Below are 25,220 nucleotides of genomic sequence, written 5' to 3' on the forward strand. Positions count from 1 at the left end.
TGATAGGTCGAAGGTGTAAGTGCAGCAATGTATTTAGCTTATCGATACTAATAGGTCGAGGACTTGACCAATATTTATTTGATGTTCATTGATTAAAATATATATGTAGTTTTTAGAGTGTTAACTCTAAAGAAACTAGTTTTACTAGTTATAAAAATTTAATGCGGGTGTAGCTCAATGGTAGAGTTCTGGCCTTCCAAGCCAGCTGTGAGGGTTCGATCCCCTTCACCCGCTCCAAAAGATTATGTGGTTACAATAGCAGAGAGGATACACCTGTTCCCATTCCGAACACAGAAGTTAAGCTCTCTAGCGCTGATGGTACTTGGTGGGAAACTGCCTGGGAGAGTAGGACGTAGCCACGTAATCTTTTTTTGTATAAAATTTTATAAAAATGTAATTATTATATGTTTTTATTTGTCTTTTATAGATTTTTTTGGCAATAAATGATATAGTGAATATAATTAAATATTTAAATATTTAATTTTTTTTGTTTTTTTGTAAGTTTATTTTTATAAATTTCTTTAAAATTTTTGGGAGATACACTTTGACATACGTTTTAAAAGTAATTCTAACAGTAAGTAGGACAAAAAATAAATAAAATAGAAATTTGTGTTAAATAAGGAGATTAATATGAAAAAAAATGCAAGATTAATAACAACAGGAATTCTTTCAATGGCAATTGTTGCACCTACAATGGCATTTGCTACTGAGTCTAATGCTATGGAAAATAATGATAATTTAAATATAAATTTGGAGAAAAAAAGTATAGTTTTAGGAAGTACATCAAAAGTAAGTGTGAAATTTAAAGAAAAGCCAGATGCTGATAGCATTACATTAAAATATAAATGCTATGACATGCCACTAGATACAACTCTGAACTACAATCAATCAACTGGATTATATGAAGGAACAATAAACTATAATAAAGACCCAGAATATTTAAATGTGTGGGAATTACAGGGTATAACAATAAATAGTGCAACTAATCCTAAGACTTTAGACAGACAAGAATTAGAAGCTATGGGATTAAATTTAAAAGATTATGATGTAACACAGGAATGTATAATTGAAGACATAACTTCAAGAAAAGATGTAAGCAAATATATGAGAAAAACTTCTGCACCTATTACAGAACTTACAGGAAGTGATAGATATGAAACAGCAGTAAAGATAAGTAAAGAAGGCTGGAAAAATGGTTCAGATAAAGTAATTATAATAAGTGGAGATGTAAGTATTGATGGTATTATATCAACTCCACTAGCTACTACATATAATGCACCAATACTTTTAGTTGAAAAAAACAATGTACCAGCCAGTGTAAAAGCAGAATTAAAGCGTCTAAATCCTAAAGATGTAATAATAATAGGAGATGAGAATTCTATTTCTAAAACTACTGCTAATCAAATAAAATCAACTGTAAGTGCTAGTCAAACACGTTTGAATGGTTCTAATAGATATAAGACATCTTTATTGATAGCAAAAGAAATAGATAAAAATCATGATGTAGATAAAGTATATATAACAAATGCAAATGGTGGAGAAGTAGATGCACTTACTATAGCAGCAAAAGCAGGTCAAGATAAGCAGCCAATTATATTAAGTGATAAAGACAGTCTTACAAATGATACATACAAGTGGCTACAAAGTGAGGATTTACAAAGTGCCTACTTTATAGGTGGTCCTCAAATGTTATCAACAAATGTTATCAATAAAATAAATGATATAACTAAAGATAGTGTTACTAAAAATAGAGTATATGGAGCAGACAGACACGAAACAAATGCAAATGTAATAAAAACATTCTATACAGAGGATGAATTAGAAGCTGTTTTAGTAGCTAAGTCAGATGTACTTGTTGATGCTTTAGCAGCAGGGCCATTGGCTGCTAGTTTAAAATCTCCAATACTTATAACACCAAAGACATATGTATCTGCATATCACAAGGATAATTTAGAAGCAAAATCTGCTAATAAGGTGTATAAGATAGGAGGCGGATTGACTTCTAAGGTAATGAATTCTATAGCAGCGTCATTGTCTAAGCACAATACAACACCAACAGACCCAGGAACTAATAATGGAGCAAAGACAGTTATGATTGACCCAGGTCATGGTGGTTCAGATACTGGAACTACAGGTAAACCATTAGGTGGAATTAAAGAAAAAGATTATACTTTAAATACTTCACTTGCAACAACTGAGTATTTACGTTCAAAAGGAATAAATGTAATTATGACAAGAGATACAGATAAGACTTTATCACTTGGAAATAGAACTGCCTTATCCAACTCTTTAAGACCAGATTTATTTACAAGTATACACTATAATGCATCTGATACAACTGGAAATGGAGTAGAAGTATTTTATAAACTTGCAGATAAAAATGGTGGAACTACTAAAACTGTAGCCACAAACATATTAAATAGAATTTTAGAGAAATTCAATCTTAAAAATAGAGGAATAAAAACAAGAACACTATCAACTGACCCTACAAAAGATTATTTATATGTTTTAAGAACTAATGATATGCCAGCTGTACTTGTAGAATGTGCATTTTTAGATAATGAGAAGGACATGAGTTTATTAAATACATCATCAAAAGTAAAAGACATGGGTACACAAATAGGTAAAGGTATAGAAGAGTCATTAAAATAGTATATAATGAAAATACTTAAAAACTCAGCATAAATTAATTTATGACTTTAGATTTAGTTTAAATTCATAAAATAAAAATATAATTCTGTTATTAATAAAGACTATGTATAGATTTTTGCATATATAAGTGCAAATAGCATATACATAGTCTGTTTTGTAGTTAAGTTCTGATTGATAGGATTAAGGTATGAGTATAGCAATGTATTTAACTTCTCGATATTAATAGGTCAAGGACTTGAACAATATTTATTGACTTACAAAAAATTGGTATAAAATTCTACAAAATATAATCATTATATGTTTTTATTTGTCTTTTATAGATTTTTTTGGTAATAAATGATATAGTAGAAATGATTAAATATATTTAATTGTGTTTATTTTTTGTAATTGTTTATTTTTTGTAATTTAATTTTTAATAAATTTTTGCAAATTTGGGGCATACACACTTTGCTGTGTTTTAAAAAATTAAAAAGACTAAAAAAGCAAGGTAGAAATCTATGTTAAGTAAGGAGATTAATATGAAAAAAAATACGAGATTATTAACAACAGGAATTCTTTCAATGGCAATTGTTGCACCTACAATGGCATTTGCTACTGAGTCTAATGCTATGGAAAATAATGATAACTTAAATATAAATTTGGAGAAAAAAAGTATAGTTTTAGGAAGTACATCAAAAGTAAGTGTGAAATTTAAAGAAAAGCCAGATGCTGATAGCATTACATTAAAATATAAATGCTATGACATGCCACTAGATACAACTCTAAATTACAATCAATCAACTGGGTCATATGAAGGAACTATCAATTATAATCAAGATCCAGAATATCAAAATGTGTGGGAGTTACAAGGAATAAGAATAAACAGTGCAAATAATCCTAAAACCTTAAACAAACAAGATTTAGAAAATATGGGATTAAATTTAAAAGACTACAATGTAACACAGGAATGTATAATTGAAGATATAACTTCAAGAAAAGATGTAAATAAATATTTGAGAAAGACTTCTGCACCTATTACAGAACTTACAGGAAGTGATAGATATGAAACAGCAGTTAAAATAAGTAAAGATGGCTGGAAAAATGGTTCAGATAAGGTAGTTATAATAAATGGAGATGTAAGTATCGACGGTATTATATCAACTCCACTAGCAACTACATATAATGCACCAATACTTTTGGTTGAAAAAAATAATGTGCCTGATAGTGTAAAATCAGAATTAAAACGTCTAAATCCTAAAGATATAATTATAATTGGAGATGAGAATTCTATTTCTAAAACTAGTGCTAATCAGATAAAATCAGCTGTAGATTCTAATCAAACACGTATAAATGGCTCAAATAGATATGAGACATCTCTATTGATAGCAAAAGAAATAGATAAAAATCACGATGTAGATAAAGTGTATATAACAAATGGTAAGGATGGAGGAGAACTAGATGCACTTACTATAGCAGCAAAAGCAGGTCAGGATAAGCAACCGATTATAGTGACTGATAAAGATAGCATTACAAATATTACATATAAATGGCTGGAGAGTGAGGACTTACAAAGTGCCTACTTTATAGGTGGTTCTCAAATGATATCAACAAATGTTATCAATAAGGTAAATGATATAACTAAGGATAATGTTGCTAATAATAGAGTATCTGGAGCAGATAGACATGAAACAAATGCAAATGTAATAAAAAAATTCTATACAGAAGATGAATTAGAAGCTGTTTTAGTAGCTAAATCAGATGTACTTGTTGATGCTTTAGCAGCAGGGCCATTAGCTGCTAGTTTAAAATCTCCAATACTTATAACACCAAAGACATATGTATCTGCATATCATAAGGATAATTTAGAAGCTAAGTCTGCTAATAAAGTGTATAAGATAGGAGGCGGATTGACTTCTAAGGTGATGAATTCTATAGCTTCATCATTATCTAAGCATAATACAACACCAACAGACCCAGAAACTAATAGTGGAGCAAAGACAGTTATGATTGACCCAGGACATGGTGGTTCAGCACCTGGAGTAAGTGGAGCATTTGGAGGAGCCCTTGAAAAAGATTATGCTTTAAATACTTCACTTGCAACAACTGAATATTTACGTTCAAAAGGTATAAATGTAATTATGACTAGAGATACAGATAAGACTTTATCACTTGGAGGTAGAACTGCTCTATCTAATTCATTGAAACCAGATTTATTTACAAGTATACATTATAATGGTTCTACTAATAAACAAGGTCGTGGAGTAGAAGTATTTTATAAGCTTAAAGATAAAAATGGTGGAACCACTAAAACTGTAGCTACAAACATATTAAATAGAATTTTAGAGAAGTTTAATCTTAAAAATAGAGGGATAAAAACAAAAGTACTTAAAGATGACCCTACAAAAGATTATTTATACGTTTTAAGAACTAATAATATGCCAGCAGTACTTGTAGAATGTGCATTTTTGGATAATGCAAGTGATATGAAGTTAGTAAATTCACCTGCAAAAGTAAAAGAAATGGGCACACAAATAGCTAAAGGAATAGAAGAATCATTAAAGTAATTACAAATAGAGTGCTTAAAATTTAATATAAATTTATGATTGTGAGTTTATATTAAAGCTATAATTTGAAATATGGGTGTGTAAATATATAAAGACTATATATACATTGTTGCATATACGAATGCATAACAGTGTATATATGGTCTTTTTTGTAGTTAAATGCAATAATTTGATTGTATTTTGAGAAATGCACAATATGATATAATTAGATAATATACACTTAATTTAATTAAGGAAGGTGATTATGTGGAGTATTTATTTAAAAAAAGCAGTCTAAAAAAAGATGAAAATGAATCCTTAGGTAAATATAAGGAATTGTTAGATAGAACTGAAAATAACTCAAGAAGTATTATTTTATTAGTACCAAATAACAATACTAGAATAAGATATGAGAGGTCATTAGAATTAGATTATAGTGAAGAATTAAAAATAACAACATATATAGGATTTGTAAAAAAAGAATTATTAAAATACTGGGCACTTATAATAGAAAAATGTGAAGGAATAAATAAAAAATCTATATCTCCAACATTTATATCAAATAGTTTAAGTGAATATTTAATAATTAAAAAAGTTAAGGAAAAAAGAGTGAAAGAAGGATATTTTGAAGATATCACAGGAACAAATAAATCAATCGCAAAAAGTATAATTACAAATATAAATAAGTCAGCATTTAATTTAATTGACTTTGATTTTATTGGAGAAAAAATATATTCATCAAAGAAAAATAGAAATAGTATCTATAGATTTTCATATACTCATATGGATGAAATTATATCATATTACATAAATACATTACTTTCAAATTCAATGTTAGATAATGCATTGAGTGTGTATCTATATAATAATTACCTTCTTAATGATGAATTTTATTTAAAAATTTTACTTAAAGAATTGAGATATATAATAGTTAATAGTCTTGAAAATTCAAGTAATGCAGAAGTAGATTTTATTGAAAAGGTATCAAGTAATGTATTAGAAAGCTATATATTCTTTGATTTTAGTAAAGATTATTCTGTGTTTAACAATATTGACATGGATTATATAAATGAAAAGATAATATCTAAAATTAAATTTAAAGAAGAAGTTAACTTTAAAAAAAGTAATATAAAAATAGAAGATTTATATTTATTACCTTCAAGTATAGAATTAAATCAATCAAGTCAACTGTATAATGAAATGTTAGATTTAGTGAGTGAAAAGGTTATAACTCTTATAGAAAGTGGGATATCTCCAAAAGATATAGCAATTATATCACCTATAAACAATACAATATTGGAGTATCAAATTAAGGATTCTTTGAGAGAAAGAAATATAGATGTTTTTAACACTAAAAAAGATAAAAAAGCTATAGATTATCCATATGGAAATGCTCTAGTGGTTGCTACTTGCATATTTTATGGATATTTAGACTTTATAAAAGATGAAGAATATATAAGTTTTTTAGAGACCATTTTAGACATAAACAGAATAAAAGCATTTAAGATTTTTAAAGAGACAAGGCATTTAGAAGTTGATAAAATAGAAGGATATAATCAATATCGTGATATTTTACAGTATATTGAAGAAAAGAAGAAAAGTGACATAAAAATACATGAATTTTTAATTCAGTTTTATATAGATAAAATGTTAAATTTAAAAGATGGTAAAAAGAATGTTGGCCTATGTAAACAAATAATAGCTGAAAGTGAATCATTTAGTGAAAGTGCAGACCTACTTGGATTGAAAGAGGAAAAGATTTTTATAGAAGCTTTAAAGACGACAATAAATGATTATTATTCTGTTATTGATATAGAAGAGTTAAAAAGCAAAGATAAAATAGTAATAGCGACTCCTTATTCATATATATCATCAAATATAGATAGAAGTATTCAAATATGGGTAGATATAGGAAGTAATTCTTGGAATATGAAAATAGAAAAAGATATAAGTAATTTAATTGTACTTAGAAAATCTTTTGAAGAGAAAAAAATTTATACAAATGAAATCGAAGAGTACTACAAGAAATACTATCTATATAATACAATATATAATTTATTGTTAAGTGCAAATAAAGTTTATGCATATAAGAGTGAATACACAATTAATGGTTATATTCAAGAAAGTATGCTATATGGTATACTTTTGAAACTCTCACATAAAGGGGATAAAATTTATGATTAATATAAATTATAGAGAAGACCAAATACCAATAATAAATTATGAGGATGGAACTATGGCAGTTCCAGCAGTTCCTGGGGCTGGAAAGACATTTATAATAACAAATTTAGTAGCTAAACTACTACTTGAACAGAAACATAAAGGTGGGAAAGTATTAGTTCTTACATATATGAATAGTGCTGTAAATAATTTTAAAGGTAGAATAAAAAAAATACTTGAAGAAAACGAAATAAACGATATTAACTCATATGAAGTAATGACTATACATAGTCTAGCTGTAAAAATAATAAAAGAAAAACCCGAAATAGTAATGTTGAGTGAGGATTTTAATATAGCTGATGATTTACAAAAAAGTATTATATTAAATGAATGTATAAATAAATTTAGATTTGATGGAGGAGAAAGAGCATTTAGATGGTTTCTAAAAGAGCAAAAAGATGAGAGATGGAAAGAGATAACTCTTGAAGCTTGGGAGAGAGGTTTTTTTGAATTTGCAGGAAATGCTATAAGTGAACTTAAATACAAGGGAATTTCTCCAGATAAGCTTGAAGAGATACTATCAAGAGGACACAAAGGCATGCTTAAAGTGATTTTGCCAATATACAAATTATATGATAGAAAATTAAAGCAAAATGGCTTGCTAGATTATGATGATATATTAATTTTAGCAGAAAAAACTTTAAGCTTAGATGAAGGACTTAGAAAAAAATTCCAAACTAGATATAAATATATTTTTGAAGATGAATGTCAAGATTCAAATGAAATACAAGGGAATATAATAAAAATTATATCGAGTGAAAACAATAATTTAGTTAGAGTGGGAGATATAAATCAGAGTATAACAGGTACATTTTCATCATCAGACCCTAAGTTTTTTAAAGAATTTGTAAAAAATGCAAAGTGTTGTTATAGGATGGATATGTCAAATAGAAGTTCAAAAGATATACTAGATTTAGCAAATACACTTGTAGAGTATGTCACAAAAGAATTTAAACAAGAAGAATGTAGATATGCTCTTGAGGATATGCAAATAAAAACTGTTCCAACTGGAGTGGGATATAAAGAAAACCCTAATCCAGAGCATTATAATATAAATGTAAAATGGTATGATAGTTGGAAAAATGAAATAGAACAAACTGCTAAATATGTTAAAGGTATAAAAAAGAAATATCCAGATAAGAGTATAGGGATACTAGTTCCATTTAATGAACAAGTTACACAAGTTGCTAAGGAACTTAGAGAGTATAATCTAACATTTGAAGAATTGGGTCCAAACTCTTTAAGTAAAAGGAAGGTTATAAATAACATAGCTTCTATTATAGATTTTATGCTAAACTGCGATGATATAGAAAAATTAATAACCGTACTTGATAAGGTTTTTATAAATACAGATAATGAAATAGAAGAAAAGAATTTTTTAGACGGATTAAAAAACTATACAACAGAAGAAATTATATATGATTTTAAATTTAATAAAGATAAATTTGAACCACTAGAAATTAATGAGGAAAGCAATATATATACAAGTTTTAAAGATGGTATAGATATTATAAAACAGATATTAGAATACCCAATAATAAGGTTAGACCTGCTGATACTATTTATTGGTAAAAAGCTTAACTTAGAAAAAGAGGATAAGGCAGTATTAGATTATATATCTTTTTATATAAAGTATTTAGTTTCGGAAAATATATATATGGACTTAGAGGATGTTTACAATGTTCTATTTGATGTTAAAAATAAGGTGTTTAATCACATAATAGATGTAGTTTATGAGATAAATGGATATGAGCCAGAATCTGGTAGCATAACACTATGTAATTATCATAAATCAAAGGGGATGGAATGGGATTGTGTGTTTTTATTAGGTCTTGTTGAATATAATTTCCCTGACAATATTACTCAGAAATTTCAGAGTGATAAATGGTACTTAAAAGAAAAATACAAAAACCCAATGGCTATTATTAAGTCAGAAATTGAAGCTATACTAAAAGGGAGTATTTCAACTGATTACGCTTATCAAACTAAAATTGATTCTATAAATGAGAAGATTAGACTTTTATATGTAGGAATCACTAGGGCAAAGGAGATGTTAGTACTTTCAGGGAGTGCTTATAGAGATGAAAATGATATAGGAAATAAAAGAAAAGAACAGAAACCATGTGTCTATTTAAGAAGGCTGAATCGACATATTATTGAGAAAAGGTCAAATTAACATATAGATGAGTTAAGTTGATATATTGTTGAAAGAAAGTTAAGTTAACATATAATGAGTTCAGTTACTATGTTGTTTAAAGAATGCCAAATTAATATATAATAAATAGTTATTAAAAAATAAAGTTAAGAGAGAAGTGATATGATTGAATGATAAATTAAAATATTTTTCCTATAGTCAAAATTCAATTAACACATATAAGTCATGCCCACTAAAATTTAAGTATAAGTATATTGATAAAATAAATTGGAAAAATGATGATATAGGTAGTAGAGAGTATTATGATAGTTTAAAAACTGGAAGAGACTTTCATTTAATTTGTGAAAGATACTTTAGTAATATACCACTTGGAATCTATTTTAATGAAGATGACAAAAATAGTAAAAGATTTTTAAAATGGATTGAGAATATAAAAAAAATTGTTCCCATCGAAAAAGAAAAAATATATTTACCAGAATATGAAGTAAGGATGAATTTAAATGGGGACATATTACAAGCAAAGTATGATTTAATTGTAATTGGAAAAGGAAATATAGAGGTATGGGACTGGAAAACTGAATCTAAAAAGATTAACCATAAAAATGTAGAAAGTAGGATTCAAACAATAGTTTATATGTTTTTGGCAAAAGAAGTTATTCCGAAAGTTTTAAAAATAGAAGTAAATGTTAAAGATATAAGTATGAAATATTACCAACCTGAATTTGATGATTTGCCAATTAATATCTCATATAATGAAGAAAAACATGAGACAAATAGAAATAAAATTCAAAGCTATATAAACATGATAAAAAGTACTAATTATGAAGAACATACATACGAACACAATCTATACAATAATATAGAAAAGGTATATAATAAAGAAGAACGTATGTGCTATAGAAATAAAAGTCATTGTAAGTATTGTGAATTTAATAAATTATGCAATGGCAAAGAAATAGATTATAGTATTTTGGAGGCGGAAATTTATGGGACTTAGGTTTATATTAGGTAGATGTGGAAGTGGAAAATCTACATATATATTAGATGAAATTAAAAAAGAATCTCAAAAAAATGAAATGACATCTGTTATACTTTTAGTTCCAGAACAGTATACATTTGAAGCTGAAAATAGAGTAAGCAAACTATTTTTAGGAGGAGAAAAGGACAAGTATTTAAGAGTTAGAGTGCTTAGTTTTAAAACACTGAGCAACATAGTTTTTTCTCAAACAGGAGGATTAACAGATGTAAATATAAATTCTAGTGGAAAAGCAATGATGGTGTATCGAGCGATAGAAGATGTAAGTGAAGAGTTAAATGTATTTTCAAAATCAAAGTCACAATCTGGTTTTGTAAGTTCAATTACAGATATGATATCAGAAATGAAACAGTACAATATAAGCCCTGAAATGTTAGAAAACATATCTGGAGAATTAGAAAATGAGACATTAAGTTTAAAATTAAAAGACATAAGTAAGATATATAATTCTTTTGAAGGAAAATTACATGAAAATTATATAGATGCTCAAGATATGTTGACTTCATTATCAGGCAAAATAGAATTGAGTAACTATTTAGAAGGAGCTTATGTTTATATAGATGAGTTTACAGGTTTTACACCAAATCAATACAATGTTATAAAAAGTATATTAAATAAAGCTAAAGATGTTAGCATATCTTTGACTGTAGATAATGTTAATTATATTGGATATAGTAAAACAGATGTATTTTCTAGAACTAAGTTTACTTATTCAAAATTAACTCAATTATGTAATGAAGAAGGAATAAAAATATTACCACAAGTAAATTTGAATACAGGCGTTATAAAAAGGTTTGAAGAAATTCAAGAGTTACAACATTTAGAAAAATTTTATAATGCTTATCCATATAAAACATATATAAATCCAACTAAAAATATAAAAATAAAAGAATTTAATAATCTATATTCAGAGGTAGAAGAAATAGCTAAAGAAATTGTACATTTGGTTAGAGACAAGAATGTTAGGTATAGAGATATAACTCTTGCTACAAGAGACTTAAATAGATATGATTTTTTGGTACATTCTATATTTAATGAGTATAATATACCTAACTTTATAGATAAAAAGAGAGAGGCAAAAAGTAATCCAATAGTCATATTAATTATTTCAGCTTTAGAAATGAAAAACAGACGATATGGATATGAAACTATGTTTAGGTATTTAAAGAGTGGTCTTATAGGAATTGATAATGATGATATAAATTTGCTGGAAAATTATGTACTAGCCAATGGAATTAAAGGTAAGAAATGGTTTGATGAAAAATGGGATTATAGAATAACGCAAAGTCTTTCTAATGAAGAAAGTGAGTTCGAGTTAGAATTAAAAGATAAAATAAATGAGATAAAAAATAGAGTATTAGAGCCAATAATAAATTTACAAGAAAAACTAAAAGGAAAAAATAGAGTAAAAGAAATTTGTAAGTATATATATGAGTTTTTACTAGATATAAGTATGCCAGAAACGATAGAGAGTTTAATAGTAAATTTTAAGGATAAAGGAGAACTTGATGTTGCTAATCAGTATTCACAAGTTTGGGATATAGTAGTGGATGTTTTAGACCAAATGGTGGAACTTATGGGTGAAGAAATAATATCCTTAGAAAAATTTATAAAATTAATAACTCTTGGATTTGATGAGTATGAGTTAGGGCTAGTTCCTCCTAGTATAGATCAAGTACTTGTAAGTAGTGTGGATAGGATGAAAAATCCAAATACAAAATACTTATACTTAATAGGAACTACTGATGGTGTATTTCCTTTAATTACAAAAGATAGTGGAATATTAAGTGATAATGATAGGGAAAGTCTTGGAAATAAAGGTATTGAAGTTGATATAGATAGTAAAACTAGAAGTTTTGAAGAACAATTTTTAGTATATAAAGCTCTTACTTCAACATCTGAAAATTTAATTATAACATATCCTATATCTGACCATGAAGGTAAGACACTTAGACCTTCAATAATTATATCAAGATTAAAGAAGATATTCCCAAATATAGAAAATAAAAGTTATTTAATAGAAGAAGATAAAAGAACTAATGAAGATATACTTAAAAAAATAACTGTAAAATCACCTACATTTAATGAGCTTATAAGTGTAATAAAAAACTACGATAATGATGAGTACAGCAAAGAAGAAATTAATAGTATCTGGTTAGATATATATAGATACTATCTAAAGGATGAACTGTATAGTTCTATAACAAAAAAAGTTATAAAAGGTCTTAGTTATACTAATCAAGTTCATAGAATTGAAGAGAAAAAAATAAGGTCATTATATAAAAGTAATTCTCTTAGTGTGTCTAGGCTTGAAAAATATGCAGAGTGTCCATTTGCTTATTTTATACAATACGGTCTTAAAGCTAGGAAGCGTAAAGAATATTCATTTACACCACCAGATTTAGGAACCTTTGTTCATAATATTTTAGATAGATTTTCAAAAGAGCTATCACAAGATAATTTATTGTGGAAAGATATTGATGAGGAATATATAGAACTAAAGGTAGGTATTATAGTTGATGAAATAATCTCAAAGATACCAGGGTATATATTAAATAGTTCTGAAAGATATAAATATCTTGCATATAGATTAAAGAATATGCTTACAACAGCTATAAATATAATTAGCCAACAGATAAAACAAGGTTCATTTGAACCTGTAGATTATGAAGTTAAATTTGGTAAAGACGGTAAATACCCTCCTATAAAAATAGTTTTGAATAATGGAGAAGAAGTAAATTTAATTGGTCAAATAGATAGAGTAGATGAATTTGAAGAAGGTGAAAACAAATATATAAGAATAGTAGATTATAAATCAGGTAATAAAACTATAAATTTAACAGAGATATACTATGGTCTACAATTACAATTACTTGTGTATCTTGATGCAATCCTTGAAAGTGTAAAAGAAGAAGATATAAATTTAAATCCAGCGGCAATATTATATTGTAGAATAAATAATCCAATAGCAAAGTTTAATGAAGATAAAGATGATACTGAAATTCAAGAAGCTATACTAAAAGAACTTAGAATGAAGGGGCTTGTGGTAAAGGATTCTCATATAATAAAAGAGATGGATAAATCATTAATAGATGGAGAAAGAAAAAATTCCTTAGTAATACCAGTAGGTCTTACAAAGGATGGAAATGTAGGTAAAAGTACATCTACAGTAAGTTATGAAGATTTTAGGTTACTTAGAAAATATGTAAAACATGCGATAAAGGATTTATGTGAAGAAATGTTAAGTGGTGAAATAAAGATATCTCCATATAAACATAAAGAGGGAACATCATGTGATTTTTGTGATTATTCAGCTATATGTCAATTTGATTCAACTATGAAAGATAATAAATATAAAATTTTAAATAATAAGAGCAATGAAGAGATAATAAAAATGATGGAAGGAGATGTTGATTGATGAGTTCTCCTAAATGGACAAAAGAGCAAACTGAAGTTATAGAAAGTAGAGACTGTAATTTACTTGTTGCAGCAGCTGCTGGGTCGGGAAAAACAGCAGTACTGGTTGAACGTATAATTCAAATGATAACAAGTAGAGAAAATCCAATTGATATAGATAAATTATTAGTAGTTACATTTACTAATGCAGCTGCATCAGAAATGAGAGAGAGAATAGGTGATGCTATAGGAAAAGCATTAGATGAAAATCCAGAAAATAAGCATTTACAAAATCAACTTGTTTTATTAAATAAATCGAGTATTACAACAATACACTCATTTTGTTTAGATGTTATAAAATCGAACTTTCATAGAATAAACTTAGACCCTAATTTTAGAATAGGAGACCAAACTGAATGTGCTATTTTGAAACAAGAGGCAATCGAAGAAGTATTTGAAAAATTATATGAAGAAAGAGATGAGGGTTTCTTAAATTTAGTTGAAAGTTATGCAGAAAGAGGAGGAGACAAAGAAGTTCAGGATATTATTCTAGGAATATATTCATTTGCAATGGCTTCTCCTGAGCCTAAAAAATGGCTTATTGATTCAGCAGAGAGATTTAACATTGATGAGGATTTTGATTTTTCAGAATCTATTTGGGCTAGAGCTATATTAGATACTGTAAAAATAGAAATTGATGGAATTTGCTCAAATATGGAAAAGGCCTTAAAAGAAGTTAAGTCAATAGATGAACTAGAAACTTTTACAGAGAAGCTGTCGATTGAATATAAGAGAATGGTCGATATTTCAGAAGCATGTAATAAATCATGGAATGAGGCATATAAGAAGATGTCAAGTATGTCTTTTGAAAACTATGTCAAAGGTATAAAAAGGATACCAAAAGATGCTCCTTCATATATAAAAGAGTCAAAAGAAAAAGCAAAAGCAATAAGAGACAAAATTAAAAAATCTTTAGAAAGTATAATAAATTCTACGTTTAATAAAGATAATGAATCTATTAAAGATGAAATTAAATATCTTTATAATATAGTTAAACCAATCTCTAATATTGTTCTGAGATTTGAAGAAGAATACAGCAATAAGAAAAATGAAAAAGGAATAATAGATTTTAATGATATAGAGCATTTTGCCTTAAATATACTTACGAATATAGATGAGAACGGAAATATCATACCTTCTGATATAGCTATGGGGTATAGAGATAATTTCTATGAAATATTTATAGATGAATATCAAGATAGCAATCTTGTACAAGAAGTACTTCTTAAAACTGTGGCAAACATAGAGACTCCAAATAGATTTATGGTTGGCGATGTAAAGCAAAGTATATATAGATTTAGACAAGCAAAACCAGAGTTGTTTTTACAAAAGTACAATAACTATAAAGATGAAAAAGGAAGTTCTCACAGAAAGATAATGCTTTATAAAAACTTTAGAAGTAGGGAAGAAGTTGTAGACTCTGTAAATTATATATTTGAAAATATAATGAATGAGAATATAGGAGAGATTGAATATACAGAAAAAGAAAGACTTAATTTGGGTGCAGATTTTAAATCAGATTTAGAGGAGAACTCTATTGTCGGTGGAGCAACAGAAATACACCTTATACAAAAAAATACTAAACCTAGTAATGATATTATAAACAATAAAGATAATAATGCTAATAATGAAGAAAATGAAGCAGAAGAAGATGAAGAACTAGACAACATACAACTTGAAGCTAGAATGGTTGGAAAGATTATTAAGGATTTAATGAAAGTCAATGAAGATGGAAAGATTCAAAAAGTTTATGATAAAGGAATTGATGCCTATAGACCTGTGGAATTTAAGGATGTAGTGATTCTTTTAAGAGCTACATCTGCATGGGCACCTGTGTTTGCAGATGAGTTGATGAATATGGATATACCTACTTATGCTGATGTTGGAGTGGGATATTTTGATACAATTGAAATAAAAACAATACTATCATTACTTCAGATAATAGATAATCCAATGCAAGATATACCTCTTATAGCTGTGTTAAAGTCACCTATATTTGGATTTACACCAGAGGATTTAATTGACATTAGAATTCAAAATAAAGATAAAACTTTTTATGAAGTTTTAGAGAGTACATCAGAGTATGATGAATTTACAGATTCACAGAATGAAAGTAAGTCGGATTTTGTACCAAGTGAAGAATGTATAAATAAAAGTAAAGACTTTCTGATTAAACTAAAGGAATTTAAAGAGAAATCAATGTACATGAGTACAGATGAATTTATATGGTATTTATATACAAAAACTGGATATTATGCTTATGTTGGAGCATTACCAGGTGGAAGTCAAAGACAAGCTAACTTGAAAGTACTTTTTGAGAGAGCAAAACAATTTGAAGAGACTAGCTTTAAGGGAATATTCAATTTTGTAAACTTTATAGAAAAATTAAAAAAATCTAGCTCTGATATGGGGAGTGCAAAAACACTTGGAGAAAATGCAAATGTTGTTAGAATAATGAGTATCCATAAGAGTAAAGGTCTAGAATTTCCAATAGTTATATGTTCTGCTATGGGAAAAAATTTCAATACTCAAGATTTTAAAAAGAGTATTTTATATCATCATAACTTAGGATATGGACCTCAGTTTGTGGACTATGAGAGACGAATTTCTTTTCCAAGTATAGCTAAAGAAGCACTAAAAAGTAAAATAAATATAGAAAATTTATCAGAAGAGATGAGAGTATTATATGTTGCATTTACAAGAGCAAAAGAGAAACTGATTATAACAGGCTCTACTAGAAATGTACAAGATAGCATGAAAAAATGGTGTAGTGGAATTGAAAATTTAGATACAATATCACAATATGAAATACTAAAAAGTAAGAATTTCTTAGATTGGATAATGCCTTGTGTATTAAAACATAAAGATTTATCTAATTTATTGGAAGATATGGGATTAGATGTACCATTTAATGTTGAACATAATTCAAAATGGTATGGAAAGTTATGGAATAAGGATGATATTTTAATACAAAAGAAAAATGATGAAGAAAAAGAAAGTATTGAAGAAGTTCTTGAAAAAATAGATGTAGAGGAACCTGATAGCGATTATTATACTGAAATAGAAGAAAAGTTAAACTATATATACCCATATGAATTTAGTACAAAAAAACCTGCTAGTATATCGGTTACAGAAATAAAAAAGATACAAAATAATTATGAAGAAGAGTTGATAAATACTATATTTGAACAAAAAATAAACTTAAAAAAACCTCTATTTATTCAAAATGATGAAGAAAAAGAAAAAATAAATGGAGCAGAAAGAGGTACAATAATTCACTTAGTTATGGAAGTTTTAGATTTAAAGAAGGTAAACAACATAAATGATATAAAGATGCAAATAAAAAGTTTTATTTCAAAGGGTATAATAACAGAAAAGCAAGCTAGTATAGTAAATCCTTATAAAATATATAAATTTTTTACATCTAACATAGGAAAAAGGATGTTAAATGCTGAACTTATAAATAGAGAAAAAGCAATTTATGCACAAGTAAATATGAAAGATATATATATTTATGAAGAATTGATAAAAAATGATGATAAGAAAATTTATGACAAAGAAAGTGTCATGTTAAGAGGTATAGTTGATGCTTATTTTGAAGAAGATAATCAGATAGTTTTAGTAGATTATAAAACAGATTTTGTAAATGAGGAAAATATAAATCAGATAATAGAGAAATATAAAAAACAATTAGACTTATATGCAGATGTTATTGAAACTTTAACTGGAAAATCAGTAAAAGAAAAATGTATATATTTATTTGGAGTTGATGAGGCTGTTTGTTATTAATTATTTTGATATAAATTAGACATAAAGATAAAGGGGAGGGGAAAAATGAGATTCATTCATACATCAGATTGGCATCTAGGGAAATCCCTAGAAGGTCATTCTAGAATTGAAGAGCAGGCAAAATTTTGTGAGGACTTCATAAAAATAGTAGAATCAAGTGAAGTTGATATGGTAATAATTGCTGGGGATATATATGATAATTCTAATCCACCAGCACAAGCTGAAAAACTGTTTTATAAAACAGTTTCAAGACTTGCTAATAATGGACAAAGATGTGTAATAATAATTTCTGGGAATCATGACAATCCAGAGAGACTTTCTGCAATAACACCTTTAGCACATGAACAGGGTATACTTATATTTGGTTATCCATCAAGTTCTACAGAAAAAGCTAAGTATGAAAAATTTGAGATAACAGAGACTATACAAGGATGTACAACATTAAATATAAATGGAGAAAGTGTTGTAATTGCTACATTGCCTTATCCAAGTGAAAAAAGATTAAATGAGGTTTTTTCAAGTGAAGATGATTTGGAAAAGCAAAAGACTTACTCTGAAAAAGTAGGCGACATATTTAGAAGTTTAGGAGAAAATTTTAGAAGTGATACTATAAATATAGCAGTATCACATATATTTGTAATAGGTGGAGAGAGTACTGAATCAGAAAGACCTATACAACTAGGAGGAAGCTTTTTGGTTGAAAAAAAAGACTTACCAGAAAAAGCTCAATATACTGCACTAGGACATTTGCACAAACAACAAAAAGCTTCTGAACGATTAAATGCATATTATTCTGGTTCTCCACTTCAATATAGCAAAGACGAAAGAGCATATACTAAAGGTGCGTATATAGTGGATATAAAAGCAGGAGAAAAACCAAATATTGAGGAAATTTATTTTAACAATTACAAACCAATAGAAGTATTTAAATGTAATGGTATAGATGAAGCTTTAGATATATGTGAGCAAAATCAAGATAGAGATATCTGGTCATACTTTGAAATAGATACTGATGAGATAATATCTCAGGGTGAAATTAAAAAAATGAAAGAATTATTAAAAGACATAATAGAGATAAAACCAATAATAACATCTTGTTATGAACAAGAAAGTGTAGATATAAAAGAAAAGTCTATGGCAGAATTATTCAAAGAATTTTATTCCTTTAGTAGAGGTGTAGAACCAAAAGGAGAACTTATGGATTTATTTCTAGATATAATAAGTGAAGAAGGTGAATCAACAGATGAGACCAATTAGATTAGAACTGACTGGACTTAATAGTTATATTGATAAACAAGTTATAGACTTTGAAAAACTAATTGAAAGAGGTTTGTTTGGAATATTTGGGACTACTGGAAGTGGGAAATCTACAATTTTAGATGCTATAACTATTGCTATGTATGGAAATATATCTAGAAATACAAAAGAATATATAAACAGTGTATGTGATAAAGCAATTATATCGTATGAATTTGAGATAGGAAGCAAAAATACAAGAAGAAGATACATTGTAGATAGAACTATTGTAAGAAGTAAAACAGGAACAAAGACTTCTGGTGCTAGATTAGTAGAGGTGTTAAATGATAATACAAAAAATGTTTTGGCTGATAAAGTTGTTGAAGTAAATGAAAAGGTGGCTCAAGTTGTAGGACTAACATCAAACGATTTTACGAGGTCAGTAGTTTTACCACAAGATAAATTTAATGAGTTTTTGAGATTATCACGTGCAGATAGAAGAGATATGTTAGAGAGAATTTTCAATCTTGAAAAGTATGGAAGAAGTCTTGGAGATAAAGTAAAAAAGAGAAAAAATTTACATTCGCAAAAGTTAAAAGACTTGAAATCAAAATTAAGTCAATACGATGGAATTACAGAAGAAGTGTATAATGATATCAATCAAGAACTAATGGAGTTAAAAAAACTAGAAAAAGAGAAAAATAAAACTTTGGATTTAGTTCAAAAATCTTATGAAGAGAGTAAGGTAATATATGAGGAACAATTGAAACTAGAGAAAAATGAGCTTAGAAAAAATGAACTCAACCTAAAAAGCAATGAGATAAAGGAAAAGACTAATCTTGTAGAAAATGATAATAATGCAAGAAAAGTGGACCCATACATAGGAACAGTTCAAAATTTAGAAAAAAGAATAGAAGAAGATAGTTTTACAGTAGATAGATTAGATAAAAAATTAGTAATTTTAAATCAAGAACTTGAAATTACAAAACATAGATATGAAAGAATAAGTAAAATTAAAAATGAAGAAGTTCCTAAGTTAAGTGAGGAAAAAATAAAGTTACAACAAGCAATAAAATTAGAAGAAGAATTAGTTTTACTAGATAAGGAATTAAAAGAATTAAAAGAAAATGGTCTTGATTTAAGTAAGAACAAAATGGAGTTAGAAAAACTAAAAAAAGATTCTGAATCTAGAAAAGAAGCAGTTATTAAGTCTGTAAAAGAAATTGAAGGGAAAATAGATAAAGTAAATATAAGTGCAGAATTAAAACAAAAAATATTTTTAGCATATGAATATGAGAAAGATTATAATAAAGTATTAGAAGAGAAAACTCAAAAAATAAATAAACTAGAAGAAATATCTAAGGATACAGAAGATATAAATTTAAAAGTCAGATATATTGATAGAGACAAAAATGACATCAACCGTAACCTAGAAAGTTTGTCTCTTCATTTAGATGTTCTTCTTAAAAAATGTCCTGGCAAAAGTGAAGATTTGCTTTTAAAATCTGAATATGTAACTGAATTAAGGAATAAGGCAAATAATACCAAAGAAAATGAAATTAAGAAAAATAATATACAAGATGAATTAAAAGTAGTTTTAGAAAATAAATTTAATATTGAGAGAGAGCTAAATCTAGTAAATGAAAAGCTTGAGAACAATAGAAAAAATAGAGAAGACCTTGAAAAAGAGTTAGAAGAACTAAAATACTTGAATTTGGCTTCTGAGCTTAGACGTGAATTAAAAGAAAATGTGCCATGTCCAGTTTGTGGTTCAAAGCACCATGAAAATCATAATATAACTAATTATGATGAAAATATAGTTTTTGTTAAAGATAAATTAGATAAATTGGAAAAAGAAAAAGTAAGCATAAGACATAATATTGAAGAATTAAATGCTAAAGTAAGTGGTTATGTGTCTGTAGAAAAAATGAAAACTAAAGAATTGGAAGATGTAAAAGGAAAACTTGGGGAAATTCCATCCAGTCAATTATTTAAAAGACTTGATGATGAACAAAGAAAATTAGCTGTACTTAAATCTAATATTCAAGAGTGGGAAAAAGAGAAAGAGAGTACCGAAAATAAAATAACATTGGCAAAAGAAGAAAAAAATAGAATTGAAAAAGAAGAATTAAAGATAAACGAAAGTTTGAATAACTATAAGAAATTAATAAAAGATTTAAATATCGAAATTGAAAGTCTGGAACATAAATGTAAGAAATTAAAACAAGAGTATTTAGGATTAAAAACAATTACTAAAGTTTCAAATCTATCGTCAAAAGTAGAAGAATTAAGAGAAAATGAAAAAAAATTAGAATTATTAAATACTGGATATTCAAACTTATTAAAAAACAGAGATTTATTAGATATTAAAATAAGAGAACAAGAAAGTAAATTACATGAAATAGAGTTAGAGTTAATAAAGGCTAGAGAGTTATATGTAGAAAAAAAAGTGCATAGAGAAAGTAAATATAAAGAAGTAATTAACATAACAAAAGGTGATTTAGCTAAAAATCTTTTACATAATGTTGAAGAACGTATATGCAAGATACTAGAACAAGAAGAGTCTAGTAAAGTAAAGCTAGAAGAACAGAGGTTAGAATATGAAAAAAATCTTGCTGAGAAGCACAATATAGATGGAAGACTTAAAACTGCTAAAGAACAATATAAAGAACAAAAAATAATATTAAATAAACTGCTAGCAGAAAATAAATTTGAAAGTATATATGCGGTAAAAAGAGCTTTATTAGAAGGTGAAGAAGTAAAAAAACTGATTGAAGAAATATTAGAATATGAAGAAGAACAAAAGTTATTATCGTTTAAAATAAAATCATCAAAAGAAAAATTAAATGGAAGAATTATTAAAAAAGAATACTTTGAACAATTAAAAGATAATATTTATAATATGAAAGTAGAAATAGGAAATATATCCAAAGACATTGGAGCTAATCAAAATAAGTTGATAACATTAAAAGATTCTTTAGATAAGATAAATGATTTTAATAAGGAACTTAGATTGGTTGAACATAAAGTAGATTTGTTAGAAGAATTAGATAAATGTATACAAGGAAATAAATTTGTAGAATACGTCTCTACAAATCAACTAAAATATATAGCTTTAGAAGCATCAAAAAGATTAGAAGGAATAACTAAAGGAAGATATGCACTTGAAATTGACTCAACACTCAATTTTGTAATGAGAGATAATTTTAATGGAGGAGAAAGAAGAAGTATTGATACTCTATCTGGAGGAGAGACATTTTTAACTTCACTATCATTAGCACTTGCTCTTTCATCTCAAATACAATTAAAAGGGAGTGCACCACTTGAATTCTTCTTCTTAGATGAAGGATTTGGTTCATTGGATAGTGAGCTTTTGGAGATTGTTATAGAATCATTGGAAAGATTGCATAGTAATAATCTAAGTGTGGGTATAATAAGTCATGTCGAAGAGCTTAAAAATAGAGTTCCTGTTAAGCTATTGGTTTCATCGAGTGAAGCTGGAGTAGGTTCAAAAGTAAAAATTGAATACAGTTAGAAACAATATGTTAATTGAATATATTATCTAACATTTCCAAAAAATATATAATTGTGATATAATTAAAACTAATATTAAATTTATTTATAATTAATATCAATATAAAAAAACAAGTAAGTAGGAGTGTGGTAAGTGTTGGAATCGCCCAATAGTTTGGTCCAGATTATAATTTTAGTAGTATTACTTATGGGGTCTGCATTTTTCTCAGCATCAGAGACAGCTTTAATGTCTTTAAGTAAAATCAGAATTAGATATATGCAAGATGAAGGAGTCAAAGGAGCTAAGTTAGTAAGTTCATTAATAGAAAGCCCAAATAAACTTTTAAGTTCTATATTAGTTGGAAATAACGTTGTAAATATAGCAGCAACATCCATATCAACGTCACTGTTTATAGGGTTGATGGGAGAAAAAGGAGTAGCACTTGCTACAGCTGTTATGACAGTACTAGTGTTAATATTTGGTGAAATTACTCCAAAGACAATAGCAGCAAGTAACTCAGAAAAGGTTTCTCTTTTGGTATCTAAGCCTATAAGAGTAATTATATTTGTATTAAGACCAGTAGTATGGGTATTTAATATAATTACGAACGTTATATTTAAATTGTTTGGTATAACACATAAAGGAGCCAAGTCATTTATAACTGAAGAAGAATTAAAAACTATGGTAAATGTAAGCCATGAAGAAGGCGTCCTTGAAATGGAAGAAAGAGAAATCATAAATAATGTATTTGAATTTGGAGATATGCAAGCCAAAAACGCAATGATACAGAGAATAGATATGGTAGCTATAGATATGGAAGATAGTTACGATGAAATCATACAAGTATTTAAAGAAGAAAAACTAAGTAGAATGCCTGTATATGAAGAAACTATAGATGATATTGTAGGAATACTTAATATAAAAGATATTATATTTTTATCAGATGAGGAAATAGAGTCATTTGATATTAAAAATTATATGAGAGAGCCATTTTTCACATATGAGTTTAAAAAGATAACACAGCTTCTTGAAGAGATGAAACTTGAAAAAAGTCAAATGGCTATAGTTGTAGATGAGTATGGTGGGACATCTGGGCTTTTGACTATAGAAGATTTAGTAGAAGTAATTGTTGGTGATATAGAAGATGAATATGATGAAGAAGAAGATGAAATACAAGTTATAAAAGAAGATGAGTATATTGTAGATGGAAGTACTAAAATTGGTGATGTTAATGAACTTATAGGTGTAAACTTAGAATCTGAAGAATTTGATTCTATAGGTGGGTTTATAATTGGACATTTAAGCAGATTGCCAGAAGAAAATGAAGTAATTGAAGTTGATAATATAAGATTTTGTATAGAAAGTATAGAAAAAAATAGAATCAAAAAAATAAGAATATATACATAATGTAATAATGTTCTTAAATTTATTATAAGTGCATTGAATGTAGAATTTAAATTCTATATTTAATGCACTTATTTTTATTTTATATTCAAATAAAACTAGTATGAAATGGACAAAATAGAAATATAAATTAGAAGGAAGGAGATTTTTAAGATGAACATATTAGAAAATGATTTTTTATACAAATTAAAAAATAACACTATCTTTTTTTGTATATACACATTGTTGTTTATTTTTATTTATAAAGCATTTCCATACATAGCTCCATTTTTTTTAGGTGGAATAATAGCTCTTATGATTAATCCTATATCACAAAAATTAGAAAATAAGTTTAACATCAATAAGGGTGTGTCCACATTAGTTTTGAGTTTTCTTGCAGTAGCAGTAGTAAGTACAGTTACTACAATAATCGTAATAAATTCAGTGAAAGAATTAATGGGATTTCTAAATAATATATCTACCAACCCTGAAGATATAAGCAATACAATTATGTATTTTTTAAATAAAGTAAATACATATATGAAATCATTTCAAGAAATAGCTAATTTTGATATAGAACAATTAGTAAGTAAGTTTAGTAATGAAGTAATGCATATTACAAAAAATCTCCTTACAAGTATACTTGGACTGGCTACTTCTATTCCATATATTATAATATTTATAATTACTTTGTTTATTGCTACATATTTTATAGCAAAAGATTTAGATAAAATTGAAAATAATTTCTATAATATGTTTACTGTTGATGTCAGAAAAAAGGTAAAGAATGTAAAGAAGGAAGCAGGTCTTTCTCTTGTAGGATATATAAGAGCTTATACAATACTTATGGCTATAACTTTTTTTGCGATATGGGGAAGTTTCGCTATATTTGGATTAAAATATGGTCTGATAGTAGCTTTTGTAGGAGCTTTAATGGACTTAATTCCATTTTTAGGAATAATAACAATATATCTTCCAGTAATCGTGTACTATTTTCTTATAAAAAATTATTTTATAGCTGTAAGCATGACTATAATATTTTTTGTTTTATCTCTAATAAGAGAAATACTTGAACCCAAATTAGTTTCAGTAAATGTTGGGTTAAATCCATTAGCAACACTGGCTGCAATTTTTATTGGAATTCAGGTAAAGGGAATAATAGGAGTAATTTTTTGTTTGGGTTTGGTATGTATGCATGATATACTTAAGAAGGTGGATATCTTTTAGCTATAAATAATGAAGATATTTTTGTAGTAA

Annotated in this window: 11 protein-coding genes, 1 tRNA gene and 1 rRNA gene; all 13 read left to right on the forward strand. The window is 27.1% G+C overall.

Going from position 1 to position 25,220, the window contains the following annotated elements:
* Nucleotides 1-163 precede the first annotated feature (163 nt).
* Nucleotides 164-237: transfer RNA gene (locus KGF46_RS00005), tRNA-Gly, on the forward strand.
* An 8-nt stretch (nucleotides 238-245) separates the two neighbouring features.
* A 5S ribosomal RNA gene (gene rrf, locus KGF46_RS00010) occupies nucleotides 246-362 on the forward strand.
* A 268-nt stretch (nucleotides 363-630) separates the two neighbouring features.
* Nucleotides 631-2,652: an N-acetylmuramoyl-L-alanine amidase gene (locus KGF46_RS00015; RefSeq protein ID WP_227861742.1), complete on the forward strand. Its 2,022-nt coding sequence runs from the start codon at nucleotides 631-633 to the stop codon at nucleotides 2,650-2,652.
* Between the two features lie 518 nt (nucleotides 2,653-3,170).
* On the forward strand, nucleotides 3,171-5,195 hold the full coding sequence (locus KGF46_RS00020; protein ID WP_227861743.1) for an N-acetylmuramoyl-L-alanine amidase: 2,025 nt from the start codon (nucleotides 3,171-3,173) through the stop codon (nucleotides 5,193-5,195).
* A gap of 246 nt (nucleotides 5,196-5,441) precedes the next feature.
* Nucleotides 5,442-7,358: a hypothetical protein gene (locus KGF46_RS00025; RefSeq protein WP_227861744.1), complete on the forward strand. Its 1,917-nt coding sequence runs from the start codon at nucleotides 5,442-5,444 to the stop codon at nucleotides 7,356-7,358.
* Entirely contained in the window at nucleotides 7,351-9,570 is a 2,220-nt protein-coding gene (locus KGF46_RS00030) for an ATP-dependent helicase (RefSeq protein WP_227861745.1), read from the forward strand. The genes KGF46_RS00025 and KGF46_RS00030 overlap by 8 nt, the downstream gene beginning before the upstream one ends.
* A 145-nt stretch (nucleotides 9,571-9,715) precedes the next feature.
* Complete coding sequence (locus KGF46_RS00035) at nucleotides 9,716-10,546, forward strand: PD-(D/E)XK nuclease family protein (RefSeq protein WP_227842001.1); 831 nt, start codon at nucleotides 9,716-9,718, stop codon at nucleotides 10,544-10,546.
* Entirely contained in the window at nucleotides 10,536-14,003 is a 3,468-nt protein-coding gene (gene addB / locus KGF46_RS00040) for a helicase-exonuclease AddAB subunit AddB (RefSeq protein WP_227827003.1), read from the forward strand. Before KGF46_RS00035 ends, addB begins: the two co-directional genes overlap by 11 nt.
* Nucleotides 14,003-17,830, forward strand: a complete 3,828-nt coding sequence (gene addA / locus KGF46_RS00045; protein WP_227856610.1) for a helicase-exonuclease AddAB subunit AddA — start codon at nucleotides 14,003-14,005, stop codon at nucleotides 17,828-17,830. Before addB ends, addA begins: the two co-directional genes overlap by 1 nt.
* A gap of 45 nt (nucleotides 17,831-17,875) precedes the next feature.
* Complete coding sequence (locus KGF46_RS00050; protein WP_227827005.1) at nucleotides 17,876-19,087, forward strand: exonuclease SbcCD subunit D; 1,212 nt, start codon at nucleotides 17,876-17,878, stop codon at nucleotides 19,085-19,087.
* Nucleotides 19,074-22,601: an AAA family ATPase gene (locus KGF46_RS00055; RefSeq protein ID WP_227827006.1), complete on the forward strand. Its 3,528-nt coding sequence runs from the start codon at nucleotides 19,074-19,076 to the stop codon at nucleotides 22,599-22,601. Before KGF46_RS00050 ends, KGF46_RS00055 begins: the two co-directional genes overlap by 14 nt.
* Nucleotides 22,602-22,733: 132 nt before the next feature.
* Nucleotides 22,734-23,987, forward strand: a complete 1,254-nt coding sequence (locus tag KGF46_RS00060) for an HlyC/CorC family transporter (protein WP_227827007.1) — start codon at nucleotides 22,734-22,736, stop codon at nucleotides 23,985-23,987.
* A 150-nt stretch (nucleotides 23,988-24,137) separates the two neighbouring features.
* On the forward strand, nucleotides 24,138-25,190 hold the full coding sequence (gene ytvI, locus KGF46_RS00065) for a sporulation integral membrane protein YtvI (RefSeq protein WP_227827008.1): 1,053 nt from the start codon (nucleotides 24,138-24,140) through the stop codon (nucleotides 25,188-25,190).
* Nucleotides 25,191-25,220: the final 30 nt, after the last annotated feature.

Origin of the sequence: Clostridioides sp. ZZV14-6153, from assembly GCF_020657855.1 — a bacterium.
Classification (GTDB): domain Bacteria; phylum Bacillota; class Clostridia; order Peptostreptococcales; family Peptostreptococcaceae; genus Clostridioides.